General features: G+C 70.4%; 17 protein-coding genes. 9 read left to right on the forward strand and 8 right to left on the reverse strand.

All coding sequences use genetic code 11. The features are described from left to right. Positions 1-5: 5 nt before the first annotated feature. Positions 6-539 carry a MarR family winged helix-turn-helix transcriptional regulator gene (locus ACTWJ8_RS03250; protein ID WP_356379873.1) on the forward strand — a complete coding sequence of 178 codons (534 nt, stop codon included), beginning with the start codon at positions 6-8 and terminating at the stop codon, positions 537-539. Positions 540-548: 9 nt separating this feature from the next. Here ACTWJ8_RS03250 and ACTWJ8_RS03255 read toward each other — a convergent pair whose 3' ends face one another. From ACTWJ8_RS03255 to ACTWJ8_RS03270, 4 genes are all read right to left on the reverse strand, one after another. Next, positions 549-1,910, reverse strand: a complete 1,362-nt coding sequence (locus tag ACTWJ8_RS03255; RefSeq protein WP_443262795.1) for an MFS transporter — start codon at positions 1,908-1,910, stop codon at positions 549-551. A 105-nt stretch (positions 1,911-2,015) separates the two neighbouring features. After that, positions 2,016-2,480 (reverse strand): RpiB/LacA/LacB family sugar-phosphate isomerase, encoded by a 465-nt coding sequence (locus ACTWJ8_RS03260; protein WP_356379879.1) that lies wholly within the window; start codon positions 2,478-2,480, stop codon positions 2,016-2,018. 31 nt (positions 2,481-2,511) lie between these two features. After that, positions 2,512-3,507: a LacI family DNA-binding transcriptional regulator gene (locus ACTWJ8_RS03265; protein ID WP_356379882.1), complete on the reverse strand. Its 996-nt coding sequence runs from the start codon at positions 3,505-3,507 to the stop codon at positions 2,512-2,514. Between the two features lie 185 nt (positions 3,508-3,692). Then, positions 3,693-4,910 (reverse strand): ROK family transcriptional regulator, encoded by a 1,218-nt coding sequence (locus tag ACTWJ8_RS03270; protein WP_443262796.1) that lies wholly within the window; start codon positions 4,908-4,910, stop codon positions 3,693-3,695. Between the two features lie 203 nt (positions 4,911-5,113). Between ACTWJ8_RS03270 and ACTWJ8_RS03275 the strand changes: the two genes are divergently transcribed. The 6 genes from ACTWJ8_RS03275 to ACTWJ8_RS03300 all read left to right on the forward strand — a co-directional run bounded on the left by ACTWJ8_RS03275 (position 5,114) and on the right by ACTWJ8_RS03300 (position 15,079). Next, complete coding sequence (locus tag ACTWJ8_RS03275; RefSeq protein ID WP_443262797.1) at positions 5,114-6,460, forward strand: ABC transporter substrate-binding protein; 1,347 nt, start codon at positions 5,114-5,116, stop codon at positions 6,458-6,460. Beyond that, positions 6,457-7,386 (forward strand): carbohydrate ABC transporter permease, encoded by a 930-nt coding sequence (locus ACTWJ8_RS03280; protein WP_356379891.1) that lies wholly within the window; start codon positions 6,457-6,459, stop codon positions 7,384-7,386. The genes ACTWJ8_RS03275 and ACTWJ8_RS03280 overlap by 4 nt, the downstream gene beginning before the upstream one ends. Next, entirely contained in the window at positions 7,386-8,288 is a 903-nt protein-coding gene (locus ACTWJ8_RS03285; RefSeq protein ID WP_443262798.1) for a carbohydrate ABC transporter permease, read from the forward strand. The genes ACTWJ8_RS03280 and ACTWJ8_RS03285 overlap by 1 nt, the downstream gene beginning before the upstream one ends. Before the next feature lie 105 nt (positions 8,289-8,393). Continuing rightward, positions 8,394-11,369 carry an alpha-mannosidase gene (locus ACTWJ8_RS03290; RefSeq protein ID WP_443264796.1) on the forward strand — a complete coding sequence of 992 codons (2,976 nt, stop codon included), beginning with the start codon at positions 8,394-8,396 and terminating at the stop codon, positions 11,367-11,369. A 54-nt stretch (positions 11,370-11,423) separates the two neighbouring features. Continuing rightward, positions 11,424-13,277, forward strand: a complete 1,854-nt coding sequence (locus ACTWJ8_RS03295) for a glycoside hydrolase family 2 protein (protein ID WP_443262799.1) — start codon at positions 11,424-11,426, stop codon at positions 13,275-13,277. Further along, positions 13,274-15,079, forward strand: a complete 1,806-nt coding sequence (locus tag ACTWJ8_RS03300; protein WP_443262800.1) for a sulfatase — start codon at positions 13,274-13,276, stop codon at positions 15,077-15,079. The genes ACTWJ8_RS03295 and ACTWJ8_RS03300 overlap by 4 nt, the downstream gene beginning before the upstream one ends. A 122-nt stretch (positions 15,080-15,201) precedes the next feature. Here the strand turns inward: ACTWJ8_RS03300 and ACTWJ8_RS03305 are convergent, their stop codons facing one another. Further along, positions 15,202-15,897: a nitroreductase gene (locus ACTWJ8_RS03305; protein WP_443262802.1), complete on the reverse strand. Its 696-nt coding sequence runs from the start codon at positions 15,895-15,897 to the stop codon at positions 15,202-15,204. A 105-nt stretch (positions 15,898-16,002) separates the two neighbouring features. On the opposite strand from ACTWJ8_RS03305, the gene ACTWJ8_RS03310 reads away from it, so the two are divergent. After that, positions 16,003-16,608 carry a TetR/AcrR family transcriptional regulator gene (locus ACTWJ8_RS03310; RefSeq protein ID WP_443262803.1) on the forward strand — a complete coding sequence of 202 codons (606 nt, stop codon included), beginning with the start codon at positions 16,003-16,005 and terminating at the stop codon, positions 16,606-16,608. Here the strand turns inward: ACTWJ8_RS03310 and ACTWJ8_RS03315 are convergent. Both ACTWJ8_RS03315 and ACTWJ8_RS03320 read right to left on the reverse strand, forming a co-directional pair. Beyond that, the gene (locus ACTWJ8_RS03315) at positions 16,605-17,321 is read right to left on the reverse strand and encodes a response regulator transcription factor (protein WP_356379909.1); all 717 of its coding nucleotides are present in this window, start codon (positions 17,319-17,321) and stop codon (positions 16,605-16,607) included. The genes ACTWJ8_RS03310 and ACTWJ8_RS03315 overlap by 4 nt on opposite strands. 183 nt (positions 17,322-17,504) lie before the next feature. After that, entirely contained in the window at positions 17,505-18,128 is a 624-nt protein-coding gene (locus ACTWJ8_RS03320) for a hypothetical protein (RefSeq protein ID WP_356379912.1), read from the reverse strand. Positions 18,129-18,363: 235 nt separating this feature from the next. On the opposite strand from ACTWJ8_RS03320, the gene ACTWJ8_RS03325 reads away from it, so the two are divergent. After that, on the forward strand, positions 18,364-18,780 hold the full coding sequence (locus ACTWJ8_RS03325) for a pyridoxamine 5'-phosphate oxidase family protein (protein WP_356379915.1): 417 nt from the start codon (positions 18,364-18,366) through the stop codon (positions 18,778-18,780). A gap of 20 nt (positions 18,781-18,800) precedes the next feature. On the opposite strand, the gene ACTWJ8_RS03330 is transcribed toward ACTWJ8_RS03325, so the two are convergent. After that, a complete protein-coding gene (locus ACTWJ8_RS03330; protein WP_443262804.1) occupies positions 18,801-19,793 on the reverse strand; it encodes an Acg family FMN-binding oxidoreductase in 993 nt (330 codons plus the stop codon). Positions 19,794-19,828: the final 35 nt, after the last annotated feature.

Here is a 19,828-nt window from a genome sequence, read left to right on the forward strand (position 1 = left end):
CTTCCATGGAAACTACCTCGTCCAGTGCGGAGGAACCCGCTTCCGGACTCGATCACGTCGCCCGCATCCAGGCCGCCTGGCGGCAGGAGCGACCCGACCTCGATGTGTCGCCGCAGGGTGTCATCGGCCGGCTGCACCGGATCGCGACGCTGCTGACGCAGGAGCTGTGCGCGGTCTACGGCCGGTACGACCTGAGCGAGGGCGAGTTCGACGTGCTGGCGGCGCTGCGCCGCGCGGGCGCGCCCTTCGAGCGCGCTCCCGGCGAACTGGCCGCGCACACCATGGTCACCACCGGTGCCATCACGAAGCGCATCGACCGTCTGGAACGCGCCGGTCTGGTCGCCCGGCGCCGCGCCACGGGCGACGGGCGCGGCCGGGTCGTCGCGCTCACCGAGGCGGGCCGCACCCTCTTCGACCGGGCGTTCACGGACCACATCCGCAACGAACACCGGCTGCTCGCGGCGCTGCCCCCGTCCGAGGCGGCGGCCCTCGAACACCTCCTGACCTCGTGGCTCGCCCAATTGGAGCCCCCGCAGTAACAGCAGGTGTCAGGTCGCCGCGGACTTGGTGGCGGCCGGCACCGCCCGCAGCTCATCGGCCACCAGTCCGCGCACCCGCTCCCGCTCGGCCCTCCCCCACGTCTCCTTCGTGACGAGGATGCCGACGAGTCCGACCACCGCCGCTCCGAGGTACAGCAGCGCCGCCCCCGGCCACCCGAAGGCACCCACCAACGCGGCCGCGAGAAGCGGCGCGAAGCCGCCGAGGGCCGCCGCCACCTGGTAGCCGAGCGAGGCACCCGACGTACGGGTCGCGGTGCGGAACTGCTCGGTGAGCAGCGAGCCCTGCGTGCCGGTCAGCGAGGCGTGGATGAGGCCGATCCCGATGACGAACACCGCGACGACCAGGGCGGGTTGGGCGGAATTGGTCAACAGGTACATGGGGAACGCGAAGAGGATCGCCGCCGTGCACCCCACGATGTAGAGGGGCCGACGCCCGATGCGGTCGGTGAGTGAGCCCGCGAGGAACGTGACACCAATGGCCAGGACACTGGCGACGGTGATGGCCGTGAGGGCCACGGACCGCAGCTCCGGATGGTGTTCGGTGACGTAACTGAGCAGGTACGTCGCGGTGGAGTAGTACGCGAACGACTCCACGATCCGCAGCGCGATCACCCGCAGAATGCCGCGCCAGTCCCCCGCCAGCGTGGCCAGGAACGGATTCCGTTCCGTCCTGCCGCCGGCCTTGGCCTCCTGGAACTCCGGCGACTCCGACAACCGCGAACGCACGATCAGCGCCGCCACCACCAGCACGGCACTCACCAGGAACGGCGTGCGCCACTGCCAGCTGCCGCCCAGGGTGTCGCTCCACGCGAACACACCACTGGCGAGGGCGATCCCGAGAGGATTGCCCGACTGCGGTATCGCGGCGAACATGCCTCTCCGATGCCATGGCGCGTGCTCGTACGCCATGGTGATCGCGCCGCCCCACTCGGCGCCGAAGGCGAGGCCCTGGATCATGCGGATGACGACCAGGAGCACCGGGGCGACCACGCCCACCTGCTCGTACGTGGGCAGCGCGCCGATCAGGAAGGTGGCCGCGCCCATCACGACCATCGCGGCGACGAGCACCGGCTTGCGGCCGAACCGGTCGGCGAAGTAGCCGCCGACGGCGCCGCCCAGCGGACGCATCACGAAACCGACGGCGAGCGTGGCGAAGGACAGCAACGTCCCCACGAACCGGTCGCTCTCGGGAAAGAAGACCGCGCCGAAGTAGAGCGCGGAGGCGGTGCCGTAGGCGATGAAGTCGTAGTTCTCGACGCTGGTTCCGAAGGCGGCGGCGATCGCGGTCTTCACGCGATCCTTGGAGCCGAGGACGCTCGGTGGTCCGGCGGGTGTGCGGGCGGTGGACATGGGGATCTCCTGCGGGTTCGGGGCACGTGCGGGTACGCCGAGGGGACGCCCGGCGCGGAAGGTGGGCGCGGGCGCGGGGACGAGCAGGCGGTACGTGAAGGTGTGTCAGGCGGTCGTGGGTGCCGGTGCCATCTCGTCGAGGGCGTTGAGCTTGGCCACGCGGCGGCGGGTGTCCGCGTCGTCGTCGAAGGTGGCGTCGAGGAACTCGCGGACGATGTCGGGCACGAGCGCGTGCGGGACGAGCCAGGCGCCCATGGCGATGGCGTTGGCGTCGTCGTGCTCGACGGACTGGTGGGCGGAGTACGGCTCGTGGGCGAGGCCGCAGCGGATGCCGGGCAGCTTGTTGGCGGCCATCACGGCGCCCTGCCCGGTGCCGCACACCAGCACGGCGCGATCGGCGGTGCCGTCGAGCACGGGCTGGCAGGTGTCCCGGGTGATGTCGGGGAAGTCGACGGGTTCCGCGCTGTGGGTGCCGCAGTCGACCACCTCGTGCCCGAGGTTCTCGATGGCCTGCCGGACGGTGTCCTTGAGTGCGAAACCGGCGTGGTCCGCGCCGAGGGCGACCCTCATCGTGCTGTTCCTCTCATACGTCGTGCGACGTTCACTGGTGTGTCCTGGGCGCGCGGTCGACGAAGGTGGTGGGTACGCGCTGCCCGGTGGCCTCCCGTCCGGCGATGAGGTCGACGACGCCGCGCACACCGAGCCGCCCGATCTCGGCGGCGTCCTGACGGACGGCGCTGATGGGCGGTGAGGCGAACTCGAACCAGTCGAGGTCGTCGACGGACACCACCTCGATACGAGACGCCCCCTCGACACCAAGCCGTTCGCGCAGCGCGCGCACGGCGCCGAGGGTGGTGAGCCCGTTCGCGCCGAACACGGCGGTGAAGGGCACACGCCGGTCGAGTACACGCCCCATGGCCTTCCCTGCGCCTTCGGCGAGAAAGTCACCGGCGTCCAACAGCCGCTCGTCGGTACTGATCCCGTGGGACGCACGCCCGGCGAGATAGGCGGCCCGCCGCTCGGCACCGGTGGAGATCGTGTCCGGTCCTCCGATGAACGCGACGTCCCGGTGCCCGCGCCGCTCCAGCCAGTCGAGCACCTGCCCGACACCCTGGGCGTTGTCCGTCCCGTACATGGGAGCGTCGACACCGTCGATCGTCCGGTTGAGAAAGACAAGCGGAAGCCCGGAGGCGACGGTGGCGGCGAGCTGGGGTGTCACCGTGCTCTGCGGCGCGAACAGCAGCCCGTCGATGCGCTGGGAGGCGAAGGTCTGAAGGTAGGCGTCGGCCTGGTCGGCGTCCTCGTTGGCGTTGGCCAGCAGCACGGTGTAGCCGTGCAGGCGAGCCTCCTGCTCGGCGGCGTGGGCCAGTTCGGAGAAGAACGGGTTGCGGATGTCCGAGACGAGCAGCCCCAACACATCGGTGCGGGCACGCCGCAGCGCACGGGCGGGCCCGTTCGCCACGTACCCCAACTCGGCGGCGGCCGCGAGCACCCGCCGCCGGGAGTCGGCCGACGTCTGACTGCTCCCGCTGAGCACGCGCGACGCGGTCCCGAGCGCGACCCCGGCCCGCGCCGCGACATCCTTGATCGTGGCCATCGGCCGCGCCCACCTCCTTGTGGAAGCCATGGAGCCATGGAAGCGATTGAAATGATGGAAACGTTTCCATGGTGTGGATGACTTCAAGGTCGCACACGGGGTGGGGATCGGGCAAGGGTCGGGCGCGGTCGAGAGGTTCGGGAGGAGGCCGCGGGCAGTCGGGGCGCAGCCCCTCGAAGCGGCCCTCAGTCCACCATCAGCGCCGAGGCCCGCGGCGCCAGGAAGTGGTCCATCACCAGCTCAGCCGCTCCTTGCGCGGCCACCCGGTCCCCCACCGCGGAGCCCTCGACGCGGACGCCTCCGCGCGCTGCCACGAGTTCACGTGTCACGAGTTCGGGGACGACGGGGAGGAAGGCCGGACTCAGCCGGTCCCACAGGGGCCCACCGAGCACCACCCTGGGCACGTCGAGCAGGTTGACCAGCACACCGAGTCCCACCGCGACCCTGCTTGCCGCGCGGTGCAAGATGCGGGCCGCGACGGCGTTCCCCGAGGCTGCGAGGTCGCACAGCGCGGAGCAGGCGTCGTCGACGGCCACGTAGTCGTTCATGTCCGGCAGCGGCATGAGACCCACGCGGGCCGCTTGGAGCACCAGGGCTTCCGGGACGCAGGCGGCGGCCAGGCCACCGCGGCGCCCGTTCCACTCCAGTTGCTCGGCATCGGGGTCCACGAGCAGGTCACCGACCTCGCCCATGTTGTTGGTGACACCGCGGACGACCTGATTGTCGAGGACGACCGACGCCCCGACACCGGAGCCGAGGTAGAGGAAGACGAACGTGTTCGACGCCTCCGGGGAGCGCCGCAGCTCCGCCGTGGCCGCTGCGGTGACGTCCTTGTCGAGGAGGACGGGGAGGCCCGTCGCCTCGTGCAGGTCCGCACGGAGTTGCACGTTGCGCCAGTTGGGCAGTTGGGGCGGGTCGAGGAGCAGCCCCGCCTCGACGTCGAGCGGGCCCGGCGCCGCGATGCCGAGACCGAGCACGCGGGACCGGTCGGGGGCGGCCTCGGCGACCAGCCCGTCGACGACATCGGCGATGAACGCGGTCACCTCGGACGGGTTCGTGGCCTGCGGGGTGCGCTCCTGCCGCGCCAACCGGACCTCGCCCGCGAGGTCGAGGAGCACTACGGTCAGCCGGGCCGGGTCGATGTGCACGCCGACCGAGTAGGCGCCATCGGGCTCGGGGACGAGTGGGATGCTCGGGCGTCCGCGGGCTCCCGCCCCGGGCGCGCTCTCGCATATCAGCTGGTCGTCGACCAGTCTGCGCGTGATGTTGGAGATGGTCTGCGAGCTCAGCCCCGACTCCCGCTGCAGATCCGCGCGGCTGACTCCGGGCGACCGGCGGACCAACTCCAGCACGACTGCCTGGTTGTAGTCCGCCAGCCGGAGCTGGTTGCTCCCTCGCCGCATCCGATCTCCCCATTTTTCAAAGCGATTGACGTTCCCGGGGCAAGTCGACCCTCAACCCGCCCTGCCCGCACAAGTGTTACAGCAGCCTGTGGTCTGTGCGTAAACCCTTGACGGCCTTCGAACGGCGTCCCTACGATCGCCGAACTTTATCCGATTCATTTGACAAAAGCATCGGACGGAACAGAGTCAGGAGAGGTGACGCGATGAGGCGCAACCGTGTCCTTGCAGCCGCCGCGGCCGGAGCGCTGCTCACAGCGGGACTCACGGCCTGTTCGTCGAGCTCCGGGTCGGGTGAGGACGGCCCGGTGACCATCAAGCTGCTCGAGTACCAGGAAGCCAGGGCCAAGGTGGTCAAAGGCCTCATACCGCAGTTCGAGAAGGCGATGGCCAAGCAGGGCCGAAAGGTCAAGGTGGAGCTCGTCGCCGACACCCTGACCGACGACCAGTTCCACACGAAGATCACGCAGCAGCTGCACTCCGGCACCGCGCCCGACGTCCTCGACATGGGCGGCAGCAACGTGACGGGCATGGCGGGCGCCGGCTACCTGCTCAACCTGGACGAGTACGTCGAGAAGTGGGACGGCTGGGACCAGTACTACCCGTCCGTGAAGGACGGCGCGCGACAGCCCGACGGCAGCTACTACTCGCTCCCCCACGAGGCGAGCGTGCAGAGTCTCTTCTACCGCAAGGACGTGCTGAAGCGGCTCGGCGTTCCCACCTCGCAACCACGCACCTGGGACGAGCTGATCAGCAGGCTGAAGAAGGTCAAGGCCAAGACCGGCGAGGCCCCCATCGTCCTGCCCGCGGGCACCGCGTGGGGCGCAGGCACGTGGACGGAAGGGCTGCTGCCCCTCATGGCCGGCACGGGCAGCACCTTCTTCGACGCCAAGTCAGGCACGTGGCAACTCGAGAGCAAGGGCCTGACCGCCGTCTTCGACCTCTACGCCCGGCTCGTCAAGGACGACCTCCTTCCCGTACGCGACCTGCAGAACCCGAACCCGTGGGAACCGACGAAGTACAAGAAGTTCCCCAAGGGCACGCTTCCGGTCTCGGCACAGGGCAGTTGGGGCTGGAAGTACGACTGGGGCCCCGACGGCGCGGCACCCGTCAAGGACGTGCGGGAGAAGGTCGGCACCTGGGACTATCCCGCCCTTGTTCCGGGCACCAAGCCGTACTCGGTCAGCGGCGGCGGCTACGTCTACAGCGTCAATGCCAAGTCCAAGGCCCCCGACGCTGCCGTGGAGCTGGCGAAGTGGCTGAGCTCCGGGAAGGCCCTCGCGACGCAGCTCTCCGCGGTCGGCGCGGTCTCCCCGCGCAAGGGCCTCACGGCCACCGCCCCGTACAAGGACGAGCCTTCACTGCTGGAGGCGGAACGCAAGCTGAGGACCAGTGTCCAGCCGCCTCTGGGCGACGGCGAGGACCAGGTGTCGCAGGCCGCCCAGGAGACCACGGGGAAGCTGCTGTCCGGCGACACCGACGGCCGCGGGGCAGCCGCCGACTTCGCGGCCCAGGCCAAGGAGCTTCTCGGCGACCGCCGGGTGGCGAAGTGAGCGGCGCCCGCACGCTGTCCGCTCCGCCTGCCCTCGCGGGCCCGCCGGGCAGGCGGTGGCGGGAGCGCGGAGCGGTGTCGCTGCTGCTCGGCCCTTCGGTCCTGCTCATCGCCGTGTTCGTGATCGCTCCGGCCGGTTACGGCATCTACCTCGGCCTCACCGACACCCAGTTGACCGGCTGGGGAGCCCGCGACCCGCAGTTCGTCGGCCTGGAGAATTTCAAGAACCTCCTCGGTTCCAAGGACTTCCTCGCCTCCCTCGGCCGCACCGGCGAGTTCGTGCTCTGGTCGGCGATCATCGGCCAGACGCTGCTCGGCATGCTGGCGGCGCTGCTGCTGCGTGCCAAGTGGCTGCGCGGCAAGGGCGTCTTCGGGGCGCTGGTGCTGCTTCCGATGGTGGTGCCCGAGGTGGTCGCCTCGCTGACCTGGGCGAGCGTGCTCTCCTCGAACGGCGACGGCACCCTGAACCGGCTGCTGGGGCTCTTCGGGTCCGGCGCCGCGGCTCCGCTCCAGGACTCACCGATGCTTTCGGTGATCATCATCAATGTGTGGCGAGGCATCGCGTTCGCCATGATCATGTTTCAGGCAGCCCTTGAGGACGTCCCCGACGAACTCATCGAGGCCTCTCGCGTGGATGGAGCGAGCGCGCTCCAGGTGTTCCGCCACGTCACCCTGCCGCTGATCCGCGGGCCGGTCTTCCTGTATCTCCTCCTGACGACCATCACCACCGTCGGGGTGTTCGGACTCGTCTACTTCCTGACACAGGGCGGCCCTGGACAGGGCACGCAGCTGGCCTCGATCTACATCTTCCAGCGCGCCTTCCAGTACTCGCAGATCGGCCTCGGCAGCGCCGCCTCGGTGATCCTGCTCGTCCTCCTGATGATCCTGGGCCTGACGTACGCCCGCCTCGCGAAGGTGGAGGTCTGATGGCGACCACGACTCCTGTCACCAAGGCGCCGGCACCCGGGCCCCGTGTGCCGGCCCCGCCCCTCGGTCCGCCGCGCCGCCCGCCGAGGTGGAGGCTCGTCCAACGCGCCGTGCAGTACGCCCTGATGGTGCTGCTCGCCCTGTTCTGCGTCGTGCCGTTCGCGTGGGTCGTGCTCACGGCGGTGGACGCGGACGGCGGGCCCACGGTGAGCCTTCCGTCGCTCACGCTGGACAACTTCGTGCGGTTCTTCACCGACGGCGGTACCCCGCGACTCCTGCTGAACAGCGTCATCGTGTCGTTCTCCGCCACCGCCCTGAACCTGGCCTGCGGGGTGTTCGGCGCCTACGCGCTCTCCCGTTACCGGTTCCGTGGGCGTACGACGTTCATGTTCGCGATCCTGCTGATCCGCGTGATCCCGCCGCCCGCGACGATCGTGGCCCTGTACCTGCTCATGGTGAAGATGCACCTCGACGACAGCTATCTCGGCCTGATCCTGGTCGAGGCGTCCGCGGCGCTGCCCATCACCCTGTGGCTGCTCAAAGGAACCATCGACGCCGTGCCGTACGAGCTGGAGGAGGCGGCCTGGCTCGACGGGAACACCCGGTTCGGGGCGATCCGGCGGGTCGTGCTGCCGCTGGTGGGTCCCGGGCTCGGAGCGGCGGCCATGCTGACGTTCATGGCGGTGTGGGGCGACTTCCTCACGCCACTGGTGCTGCTGCAGACCCCGGACCTGTACCCGCTGTCCATCGGCCTGTTCCGCTCGTTCACGGCCTTCAACCAGGTCGACTGGGGCGTGCTCGCCGCGAGCGCCCTGGTCTACATGGCGCCGCCGGCCGTCCTCTACATCTTCCTGCGCCGCCACCTGATGCGGTCCAGCCTCGGCGGCGCGCTCAAGGGGTGACGGGCCCACCTTCACACCGACCTTCACGCAGCAACTCGAGGAGTTCTTCTCTTGGTTGACGACAACCCGAACGGCCGGGTGCAGCTCGACACGACCGCCCTGGCGATGCTCCGGGTGCGGCGGTTCACCAAGTTCCGCATCCGGCCCGCCGTCTGTCGCGAGAGCCGTCCGACGCGCATCGCCGCGTGGACGGTCGGCGGCGAGCCGGTGCCGTTCGCCCTGGCCGTCACGCAGCACTACCAGCCGTTCGAGCTCGGCGGGCGGTGGGGCCGGCCGTGGGACACCACATGGTTCGAGGTCTCCGGTGACGTGCCGGCCGACTGGGCCGCCGACGCAAGCGCCGAACTCGTCGTCGACCTGGGGTTCACCGGAGACCAACCGGGCTTCCAGGCCGAGGCGATGGTGTATCGGCCGGACGGAGAGATCGTCAAGGCCATCGAGCCTTACAACTCCTGGGTGCCCCTGACCGAGCCGGGTCCGTTCCGCCTTCTGATCGAGGCGGCCGCGAACCCCATCGTCCAGGTGCCGTACGAGTACGAGCCCACGGCCATGGGCGACAAGGCGACCGCGGGCAATGAGCCCCTCTACCGCCTCACCGGCCTTTCGGTGGTCCGCCGCGACCGCACGGTGTGGGAGCTGTTGCAGGACGTGGTCACCCTCGACGGGCTGGTCGACGTGCTCCCGGCGCAGGGCTCGCGGCGCGCCGAGATCGTGCACGCCCTGGAGCGGATGGTCGACGTCATGGATCCCGAGGACGTGGCGGGCACGGCCGCCCGCGGGCGGGAAGTCCTGGCGCCCGTGCTGGCCGGTCGCGCAGCCGACAGCTCGCTGATCGTGTCGGCGGTGGGGCACGCCCACATCGACTGCGCCTGGCTGTGGCCGACGCGCGAGACGGTGCGGAAGGTGGCTCGGACCTTCGCCAACGTCCTGGACCTGAGCGAGCGCCACCCGGATTTCGTGTTCGCCGCGTCGTCGGCGCAGCAGTACGCATGGCTGAAGGAGACCCAGCCACGCCTGTTCGAGCGGGTCCGCAAGGCGGTGGGTGACGGTGTCATCCGCCCGGTCGGTGGCATGTGGGTCGAGTCCGACACGAACATGCCGGGCGGCGAGGCACTGGCCCGCCAGTTCGTGCTCGGCAAGCGATTCTTCATCGAGGAGTTCGGGGTGGACAGCGAGGAGGTGTGGCTGCCCGACTCGTTCGGCTACACGGCGGCGATGCCGCAGATCGCCCGGTCCGCGGGCGCACGCTACTTCCTCACGCAGAAACCGTCGTGGAACGAGACGAACCCGATGCCGCACTCCAGCTTCCAGTGGGAGGGCATCGACGGTTCCCGGGTATTCACGCACTTCCCGCCGGCGGAGACGTACAACTCCGATCTCGGGGCGCAGGACTTGGCGCGCACCGAGCGGACGTTCCGGCAGAAGGGCGCGGCGCGCAATGTGCTCGGGCTCTACGGCTGGGGCGACGGTGGTGGCGGCCCCACCCGCGAGATGCTGGCGGCGGCCGAGCGCAAGCGCGACCTGGACGGGTCGCCGCGGGTGCGGATGGCCGACCCCGACAGCTTCTTCCGGGCGGCCGAGGCGGAGCTGGAGTCCCCTCCGGTGTGGGTGGGCGAGATGTATCTGGAGCTGCATCGCGGCACGCTCATATCGCAGCAGCAGGGAAAGCGCGGCAACCGGCACAGCGAGGCCCTGCTGCGGGAGGCCGAGCTGTGGGCGGCGACCGCGGCCGTGCGCAGCGGAACCCCGTACCCGTACGACGAGCTGCGGCGGGTCTGGGAGACGGTGCTGCTGCTGCAGTTCCACGACATCCTGCCGGGAACGTCGATCTCCTGGGTGCATCAGGACGCCGAGCGGGACTACGGGCGGGTGACGGCCGAGCTGGAGGGTCTGATCACGAGTTCCCTGGACGCGCTCGGGGGCGGGACGGACGACACCCCGGTCGTGGCCAACGCGGGTCCGTATGCGCGCCACGGGGTGCCCGCCATGGGCGTCGGTCCCGTGACGGCGCCGGTACCCGCCACACCGTGCCGGGACGGCGACCGGATCGTGCTCGACGACGGGTCGCTGCACGTCGAGGTCGACCGGCGCGGCACGCTCGTCTCGGTCCTCGACCTGGCGGCGGACCGGGAGCTGCTGCCGCACGGCGTCGCGGGCGGTGTCCTCCAGCTGTTCCGCGACACCCCGCGCGAGTGGGACGCGTGGGACATCAACGACGAGGACAAGCGGAGCGGTCAGGATCTCGTCGAGCCGGTGTCGGTCGACATCGTCGGCGAATCGGTGGTGGTGCGCCATGAGCGCGGGGACACGGCCATCACCGTGTCCATCCGGTTGGTGGAGGGCCGGGTCGAGTACGGATTCGACATCGACTGGCACGAGTCGCAGAAGCTCCTCAAGCTCGCGTTCCCGCTGGACGTGCGCGCCGACCGTGCCACGTCGGAGATCCAGTTCGGTCATCTGCACCGGCCGATCCACCAGAACACCTCGTGGGACGCCGCCCGCTTCGAGACCGTCGCACACCGATGGATCCATGTCGGCGAGCCCGGATACGGCGTCGCCATCGCCAATGACGTCGTGTACGGCCACGACATCCGCGGAGGCCAGGCACCCGACGGCCGCCCGATGACCACGGCGCGCCTGTCCTTGCTGCGCGCTCCGCGCTACCCGGATCCGAACGCGGACCAGGGGCGGCACACATTCACCGTCAGCCTCCGCCCGGCCGGGATCCCCGGCGCGGTCGCGGACGGGTACACCCTGCACCTGCCGCTGCGCGCGGCGCCGTCCGGAGCAGCGACGCGACCGCTGATCGAGGTCAGCGATCCCGCCGTCGTCGTGGAGAGCGTCAAGCTGGCCGAGGACCGCTCGGGCGACCTCGTCGTGCGGCTCTACGAGGCGCACGGCAACCGCTCCCGCGCGAGCGTGCGGACCGGCTTCTCCTGGTCCGAGGCCGTCACCACCGATCTGCTGGAGCGCACCGTCGAGAGCGAGGCCGTCCGCGGAACGACGACGGACACCGAAGTCCTCCTGGAACTGCGCCCGTTCGAACTGGTCACCCTGCGCTTCCGTGACCCGGTGGCCTGAGCACGCCGCGCCACGGCACGTCTCCCCTACGGAAGGTTGTCAAGGTTGTCCCCGATGTCGCAGGCCCTGTCGCAGCCGCCCCGGCCCGAGTACCCGCGGCCCCAGTTCCGCCGCGACCGCTGGCTGAACCTCAACGGCCGGTGGGAGTTCGAGATCGACCGCTCCGACACGGGCCGGGAACGCGGCCTGATCGAGCGTTCCCTGACCGACGAGATCGTCGTGCCGTTCGCCCCCGAGTCCGAGCTGTCGGGCATCGGTGAGCACGACTTCATGCGCGCGGTGTGGTACCGCCGCACGGTCACCGTGCCCCGGGACTGGGCAGGCGACCGGGTGCTGTTGCACTTCGGCGCGGTCGACCACGACGCGACGGTGTGGGTCGACGGCGTCGAGGTCGGCCGGCACCGGGGCGGCTTCTCCGGTTTCACGTTCGACATCACCGACACGGCACCGCCGGGGACGCCGGTGCCCGTGGTGGTGCGGGCCCGCGACGAACCGGAGGCGCCGCAGGCCCGGGGCAAGCAGTCGGTGGCGTACACGCCGATCGCTGCCAAGTACGCCCGCACCACCGGGATATGGCAGACGGTGTGGATGGAGCCGGTGCCGCGCACGGCCCTCCGACGACCGCGCGTCACACCGAACGTGGCGGCCGGGTCGCTCGACGTGGAGGTGCCCCTGTCGGCCGGCCTGCCCGGCGGAACCCTGCACGTCAGCGTCCGCGACGCCGACGGCGAGGTGGTCCGCGCAGCAGTCCGCGCCGACCTCGATCTGGCACCACGACTCAGCCTGGTACTGCCCCCGGAGCGCATCCGGCTGTGGTCGCCGCAGGATCCGCACCTGTACGACCTGTGCTTCGAACTCAGGGACTCCGAGGGGGCGGTGGTCGACGAGGTCGACTCGTACGCCGGGCTGCGCGGCGTGTCCGTCACCGGCAAGCAGGTCCGACTCAACGGCGAGGTCGTGTTCCAGCGCCTCGTCCTCGACCAGGGGTACTACCCCGACGGCCTGATGACGGCGCCGAGCGACGCCCACCTGGTCCGCGACATCGAGCTCGGCCTGGCCGCGGGCTTCAACGGCGCGCGCCTGCACCAGAAGGTCTTCGAGGAACGCTATCTCTATCACGCCGACCGTCTCGGCTATCTGGTGTGGGGCGAGTTCGGCGACTGGGGCTGCAACACCGAGGAGGGCCGGTCCACCAACCAGCAGCCGGACGCCTCGTACGTACAGGAATGGCTCGAGGTGCTGGAGCGGGACCACTCCCATCCGTCGATCATCGGCTGGTGCCCGATGAACGAGACCTGGCAGGAGTACGGCGACCGGATCACGGCCCTCGACGACGTGATGCGTGCGATGTTCCTGGCCACCAAGGCCCACGACACCTCACGGCCTGTGCTCGACACCTCGGGTTACGCGCACCGGATCGCCGAGTCCGACGTGTTCGACAGCCACGACTACGAGCAGGACCCGAGGCTCTTCGCCGCCAACCACAAGGCGCTGTCCGACGGGGCCCCGTACGTGAATCGCTCGGACGCGACGGGCGAGTGCTGGTCCATCGGATATCGCGGACAGCCCTTCTTCGTCAGCGAGTTCGGGGGCATTTGGTGGAATCCGGCCGAGGCCGACCGGCCGCAGTCGGACACCAGGTCCGGTTCGTGGGGCTACGGCGACCGCGTGCGGACCGTGGAGGAGTTCCACGCCCGCTTCGAGGGACTGGTCGGGGTGCTGCTGGACCACCCGGACATGTTCGGCTACTGCTACACGCAGCTGACCGACGTCTTTCAGGAGCAGAACGGCATCTTCGGTTTCGACCGGTCGCAGAAGTTCGACATCGCGCGCATCCGCGCGGCTCAGCTGCGCCCCGCGGCGATCGAGTCCGCTATCGAGTCCGCTGAGGAGGGGGCACGCCCGTGAAGGCCATCATGGTCATGTTCGACAGCCTGAACCGGCGCATGCTGCCGCCGTACGGCGCGGAGTGGACGCACGCCCCCAACTTCACCCGCCTGGCGGCGCGTTCCACCACGTACGACAACTGCTACGTCGGATCGATGCCGTGCATGCCCGCGCGCCGTGAGCTGCACACCGGCCGCCACAACTTCCTGCACCGCAGCTGGGGCCCGCTGGAGCCGTTCGACGACTCCATGCCCGAACTCCTGAAGCAGCACGGTGTGTACACCCATCTCGCCAGTGACCACCAGCACTACTGGGAGGACGGCGGCTCCACGTATCACGGCCGCTACAACACGTGGGAGTTCTTCCGCGGCCAGGAAGGCGATGCCTGGAAGGGGCAGGTGGCCGACCCGGTCGTCCCGGACGACCTACGGGGCAAGCGCCACGACCTGTGGCGGCAGGACTGGGTGAACCGGGCGCACATGGACACCGAGGACAAGCACCCGCAGACACTCACCTTCGACGCCGGGCTCGAGTTCCTGCGGGTGAACCGGGCCGAGGACAACTGGTTCGTGCAGATCGAGACGTTCGATCCCCACGAGCCGTTCTTCTCGCACAAGCAGTACAAGGACCTCTATCCGCACGACTACGACGGCCCGCACTTCGACTGGCCCGACTACGGCAAGGTCACCGAGACCGGCGAGCAAACGGGGCACGCCCGCATGGAGTACGCGGCCCTGCTGTCGATGTGCGACCACTCCCTGGGCCGGGTCCTGGACGCCATGGACGCCTACGACATGTGGGCGGACACCCTGCTGATCGTCTGCACCGATCACGGCCTGCTGCTCGGCGAGAAGGGCTGGTGGGGCAAGCTCGTCCAGCCGTGGTTCAACGAGCTGGCCCACATCCCGCTGTTCGTCCACGACCCGCGCGAACCGGAGCGCGCGGGCAGCCGCCACGCCGGCCTCGTCCAGACCATCGATCTCGCGCCGACGCTCCTGGAGTTCTTCGGTGTCGACCGCACTCCGGACATGCAGGGCCGCCCCTTGAGCGAGGCGACGGACGCGTCCGGGACCGAGGTGCCGCTGCGCGAGACCGCGCTCTTCGGCATGTTCGGCGGTCATGTGAACATCACGGACGGCCGCTGGGTCTACATGCGCACCTGCCACGACGCGACGAACACACCGCTGTACGAACACACCCTGATGCCCACCCACGGACGCGGTCGCTTTGCCCCGCACGAACTGGTCGACGCCGAACTCGCCGACCCGTTCACCTTCACCAAGGGTGTCCGCACGCTGCGGACACCGGCCAGGACCGGCCCCGGTTTCGACCCGTACCGCTTCGGGGCCCTCTTGTACGACCTGGCGGACGACCCTCGTCAGGAGCGACCCGTCCGGAACGACGACGTGGAACTGCGCATGATCCGAGCGCTGGTGGCACGGCTCAGGGACTCCGATGCCCCGGCGGACCAGTACGAACGCCTGGGTCTGCCGCGGACTCCGGAGGACGTCACGACGGCCCACCTCCAGGTGGCCACACACCACGAAGGGCCGCAGCAGGAAGCGTCCCTGTCCCCCGCGCCACGAGCCGACGAGTTCCCCGACAGCCGCCTAGGCCTGCGCACACCACTGGCCGTGCTCCTGTCCGACCCGGTGGCGGTGGAAGCGGTGCGCCGTTTCGTCCCCGGCCTCACGGACGCCGAACTGCTGACGGTCCGGGACTCGGTGTCCCTGCTTCAGCTCTCGGCCGCGACCGGCCGCCCGGACCGGGACCAACTGGAGGGCCTGGCGGTCGAGCTGGCGCGGCTGTTCCCGCCATCATGAGCCGCGCTTGCCCCTTACGTGATGCGCGCGCAGCGTCCCGCGGGCGCGGCGCCGTGCGTGGCCGCCCGCGCGGAGCGGCTACCGTCCACCGACCGCCCCCGCGCCTGCCCGTCGCCTGCCCCCTAGCCGTGGAACGTCGTGGTCGAGCCGAGGGCAGCGCGCTCGGTCCTCACCCGGTTCACCGGCGCCGTCTCGTCGCCGTACCCGAAGGAGATACCGACGAGCAACTTGCCGCCGGAGACACCAAGTTCGGTCCGCACCGTGTCCGCATAGAAGCTCAACAGGCCCTGCGGGCAGCTGTCCACGCCGTACGCGGTCAGGGCCAGGAGCAGTGTCTGCATGTAGGCCCCGACGTCCGCCGCGAGCCGGGCGTCGCCCTCGCCGTCGACGAAGAGGAAGGCCACGTGCGGGGCGCCGTAGAAGCGCAGGCTTTCGGCGTCGTAGGCCGCGCGCGCCGTGTGGTCGTCGGGGCCGATACCCAGGGCTACGTACAGTTCGGCGCCGAACGCCGCGCGGCGCGTCTGGTGCACCGGCGCGTACATGCCCTCCGAGTACGGGAAGTCCACCGAGGTACGGCGTTCCGCGTGGGCGGCCCGCAGGGCGTCGGCCAGGCGTTCGCGTGCCGCGCCGCTCACCACCTCGACCCGCCACGGCTGCGCGTTGGAGTTGGAGGGTGCGGCGCCCGCCAGCGAGAAGATCTCGCGCAACGTCTCCTCGGGCACGGGGTCCGGGCGGAACGCGCGGGTGGCATGGCGGCCGCGTATCAGCTTCTCCGCGCTACCGCTCAGTTCGGTGGGGATGGTGGTGTTCTCACTCATGGCACTCCTCGATCACGTAAGACCTAAGTACACGCTCGCGTTTACTTAGGTAGGCACCATAGCCCGACACATCGAGCGAAGTAAACGGCGGCGTATACTTACGCCATGAACACGACCGCGAACGCGAAGGACACGGGAGCCCAGCGGCGGGGGCGGGGTGGGCGGGAGCGCATTCTGGCCGCCGCCACCCGGCTTTTCGCTGTTCAGGGCATCGGTGCGACCGGGATGGAGCAGGTCGCCGACGAGGCGCCGGTGTCGAAGCGGACGTTGTACGCGCACTTCCGCACCAAGAACGACCTGGTCGTCGCGCACTTGCGGGGACTCGCGGCGTCAGGTGCCACGCTGGAGGGCGTACTGACCCGGGAGGACATCCCCCCGCGTGAGCGCATCCGCGGGCTGTTCGACCAGCCGGTCACGGACGCGGCACCGGTGCGCGGGTGTCCGTTCATCGATGCCGCCGCGGAGTTCCCCGACCCGGAGAGCGCGGTGCACGCGTACGCACGGGAGCAGAAGCTGCGCATGGTGGAGCTGATCGACGCGGTGGTACGGGAGTTGGGCTGCCGCGAGCCCCGTGACCTCGCCGAACAACTGGCCACCCTCGCGGACGGGGCGGCCAGCCGGGCCATGGTCCTGGACGACGCGGACTACGGGCGGTACGCACGTGCGGCGGCGGAGGTCCTGGTCGATCAGGCGCTGGCGGGGAAGCGCTAGGCGTTCGGGCTTCCGTGACTTCCCGGCCCGGACCGACGGGCGGTATTGCGGGTCTCGGTGGCGATGACCGCTGCCTGGATGCGTCGTTCGACGCCGAGTTTGTTCAGCAGGCGCGAGATGTGGTTCTTGACGGTCTTCTCCGCGAGGTAGAGCCGCTGGCCGATCTGGCGGTTGGTGAGTCCCTCGCCGATGAGGTCGAGGATCTCCCGTTCCCGCTTGGTCAGTCCGGCCAGCGCGTCGGGTTCGGGATCCTCGGACCGCTCGCCGCGCAGCCGCGCCATCAGCTTGGTGGTGGCGCTCGGGTCCAGGAGCGACTGGCCGGAGGCGACCGTTCGTACGGCGGAGACCAGGTTCGCCCCCTCGATCTGCTTCAGGACGTAGCCGGACGCGCCGGCCATGATCGAGTCGAGCAGCGCCTCTTCGTCGTCGAACGACGTGAGCATGAGACAGGCGAGCTCGGGCATGCGCGAGCGCAACTCCCGGCAGAGACTCACGCCGTCCCCGTCCGGCAGCCGCACGTCGAGCACGGCCACGTGCGGTCGCAGCGCGGGGACGCGGACCAGCGCCTGTCCGACGGACGCGGCCTCGCCGACGACGGTGATGTCCGGCTGGTCCTCCAACAGATCGTGCACTCCCCGACGAACGACCTCGTGGTCGTCGAGCAGGAAGACCCGTATCGGGGTCTCGTACGCGTGCTGCTCACTGTCCGGCATCGAAGCGGCTCCCGTCCTGCGTCGTCTACTCGTCCCGGGTGCCCCGAGGGGCGCCCGGCACAGCCCTCCGGCCCCGATCTTTCGCGATTGCCGGGCCGAAGACCAGGGCCGGTCGGCCCCTACTCACGAGCCGCCGAGTCCGAAGACGGTACGAGGGACGATCCGCCCCCTTCCGAACGACGATCAGCGCAGCCAGCTGTGGCGGGCGACCAGCGGAACGCGTGACCACAGTCGGCCGAGGCCCCACGTGGTGCCCGCCCCCGCGGCGGCGAGCGCGATCAGGACGGCGGCGTAGACGAGGTGGTAGTCGGCGAACGGATTCGTCGACATGCTCGGTGAGCCGTCCGAGAGGTGTCGCGCCGGGGGCCATTCCGCTGCCCACATCAGCGCCATCATCAGCGTGCCGGCGCCTGCGGCGAGGCGCAGTCCGATGCCGGCGAGCAGGGCGAGCCCGACACCGGCCAGACCGAGCATGAACAGCCAGTCCGCCCAGGCGGCCCCGGCCAGTTCGTGGAACACGGACTCCATGGGCCCCACCGCGACATGGGCCAGGAATCCGCTCGTCGGCGAACCACCGTCGATCCACCCCTTGCCCGACGCTGTGGCGTATCCGAGGCCGAAGGTCTTGTCGAGGAAGGCCCATGCGAAGACGAACCCGGTCAGCAGACGCAGGCTCGCCAGGGCGCGGGAGCCGCTCGTCGTGACCGCCGGAGCCTCCGTCCCGCCGGTCGCCGGTCCGCGCCGGTTCTTGCGCAGGGCGGGGAGGTGGAACCCGTGGTGACGGTGGAGTTGCTCGTGGACTGCCATGTTCGCTCATCCCTCCTGGGCGGGGGCCGCGGTGGCCCCGCTGCGGCACCAATGTCCACGCTGAGCAAGGGAAACGGCTGGGGCCCGCGGGCCTCGACCGTGTGGGCCGGAGGTCCCTGTCCGCACGGACCGGTCGGCCGGTTCTCCCCCGTCGCGCCGCTCACGGAGGTCATCCGTTCTGGTTGAGGGCCATGCGGCCCTAACCCCGTGGCGGGAGAAGGGGAACGATGGACGCATGTTCCAGAGGGACAGTGTTCGCGCACTTGAACGCGAGGAGTGCCTGCGTCTGCTGGCGAAGGTTCCGGTCGGGCGGGTCGTCTACACGCGCCACGCGCTGCCCGCGGTGCTGCCGGTCAACTTCGCCCTCGACACGGACGACTCCGTCCTGGTGCGGACGTCGGCCGCGTCGGAACTCGCGCGGCTCGTGGACGGCGTCGTGATCGCCTTCGAGGCGGACGAGCTCGACGTGGAGCAGCACTGTGGCTGGAGCGTGGTCGTGACGGGGCGCGCCGAGGTCGTGACCGATCCCGTCGCGTGCGAACGGCTGGCACGGGTCGGCCCGCGCTCGTGGGTGGTGCCGGACGGCGGCGTCTTCGTACGGATCGAAGCCGCGTTGATCACGGGCAGGGAGATCGCGGCCGGCCGCGCCTGAGCGGGGCCCGCCGCCGGGCGTCACGCGATGCTCAGGATGTCGCGCACGGCACGGCGCGGGGTCGCCGGGCCTGCCGGTCCGTAGCCGAGGCGGAGCACCATCTGGACGTGGCCCATGGAGGACAGCGGGTCACGGGCGAGGCCGCGCAGATCCGGTGACTCCAGCGGGTGGGAGGTCAGGGAGGTGGCCAGTCCGTCGAGGGTGGCCACGAGCAGCACCCGTTCCATGGCCTGCCCGGCATGCAGCCAGTCCGAGGGCCCGTCCTCGGCCGTCCCCAGCAGAGCCAGGTGCGGATCACGTTCGAAGGCCGCGGCGCCACGATCCGCCACGGGGCGGCGTCCGGCGAAGTCCCGGACCGGCGCCCCGCCCTCCCGCAGGCGCGGGCCGAAGGCGTACTCGGGCACTCCCTCCGTCGCCGTGTCCGCCTCGTCGCCGAGCCGGGTCCATCGCTCCACGTCCCTCAGGCGGTCCGGTTCGAGACCGTCACGGCCCTCGGCGTCCCGGACGAGATCCCGCAGCACGTCCGAGTGCCACTGCTCGGGGAACAGCAGCCGGGCCTCCTCGGCGCGCGCGGCGTCCTCGAGGGCGTCACGCAGCGCCGCGGGAATGTCCTCGTCGGTGAACGGCCGACGGCTGGTGTGCCGCTGCCTGATCGCGGGGTGCAGCCGCGCGAGCATGTCGGTTCCCTCGGGCGGCAGCGGGTCACCGAGGTCGATCGTGGCCAGGAGGAGCGGATCCGAGTCGTCCGGAAGCAGCCGGACCCGCGACCGCCGCCCGGCGTGGGCCGCCGCCACCCGCAGGTTGAACAGGGCCGCTCCGCAGCCGATGTGGAGGGCCCTGTGGTCGGGGTCGGTCGTCGGCATGGCCCGGTCCAGGTCGGCGCGCAATCGCAGCGTCCCCGTGTCCGACCGGTAGTGGAACCGCCAGGGCTGCGCGTTGTGCATGGAGGGTGCCGCGCCCGCGTCCCTGACGAGTGCCGTGAGGACCGCGGGATCCAGGGGGGGCATCGTCATGGGGCCTCCTCACCTGCTCGCTTCCATTGTCCCGC

It is taken from the genome of Streptomyces sp. SDT5-1 (genome assembly GCF_052245995.1).
In the GTDB taxonomy this organism is placed as follows: Bacteria; Actinomycetota; Actinomycetes; order Streptomycetales; family Streptomycetaceae; genus Streptomyces.

Coding starts and splice junctions, on each gene's coding strand:
- ACTWJ8_RS03250 (WP_356379873.1), top strand. CDS start 6: ATGGAAACTACCTCGTCCAGTGCGGAGGAACCCGCTTCCGGACTCGAT.
- ACTWJ8_RS03255 (WP_443262795.1), bottom strand. CDS start 1,910: ATGTCCACCGCCCGCACACCCGCCGGACCACCGAGCGTCCTCGGCTCC.
- ACTWJ8_RS03260 (WP_356379879.1), bottom strand. CDS start 2,480: ATGAGGGTCGCCCTCGGCGCGGACCACGCCGGTTTCGCACTCAAGGAC.
- ACTWJ8_RS03265 (WP_356379882.1), bottom strand. CDS start 3,507: ATGGCCACGATCAAGGATGTCGCGGCGCGGGCCGGGGTCGCGCTCGGG.
- ACTWJ8_RS03270 (WP_443262796.1), bottom strand. CDS start 4,910: ATGCGGCGAGGGAGCAACCAGCTCCGGCTGGCGGACTACAACCAGGCA.
- ACTWJ8_RS03275 (WP_443262797.1), top strand. CDS start 5,114: ATGAGGCGCAACCGTGTCCTTGCAGCCGCCGCGGCCGGAGCGCTGCTC.
- ACTWJ8_RS03285 (WP_443262798.1), top strand. CDS start 7,386: ATGGCGACCACGACTCCTGTCACCAAGGCGCCGGCACCCGGGCCCCGT.
- ACTWJ8_RS03290 (WP_443264796.1), top strand. CDS start 8,394: ATGCTCCGGGTGCGGCGGTTCACCAAGTTCCGCATCCGGCCCGCCGTC.
- ACTWJ8_RS03295 (WP_443262799.1), top strand. CDS start 11,424: ATGTCGCAGGCCCTGTCGCAGCCGCCCCGGCCCGAGTACCCGCGGCCC.
- ACTWJ8_RS03305 (WP_443262802.1), bottom strand. CDS start 15,897: ATGAGTGAGAACACCACCATCCCCACCGAACTGAGCGGTAGCGCGGAG.
- ACTWJ8_RS03310 (WP_443262803.1), top strand. CDS start 16,003: ATGAACACGACCGCGAACGCGAAGGACACGGGAGCCCAGCGGCGGGGG.
- ACTWJ8_RS03315 (WP_356379909.1), bottom strand. CDS start 17,321: ATGCCGGACAGTGAGCAGCACGCGTACGAGACCCCGATACGGGTCTTC.
- ACTWJ8_RS03320 (WP_356379912.1), bottom strand. CDS start 18,128: ATGGCAGTCCACGAGCAACTCCACCGTCACCACGGGTTCCACCTCCCC.
- ACTWJ8_RS03325 (WP_356379915.1), top strand. CDS start 18,364: ATGTTCCAGAGGGACAGTGTTCGCGCACTTGAACGCGAGGAGTGCCTG.
- ACTWJ8_RS03330 (WP_443262804.1), bottom strand. CDS start 19,793: ATGACGATGCCCCCCCTGGATCCCGCGGTCCTCACGGCACTCGTCAGG.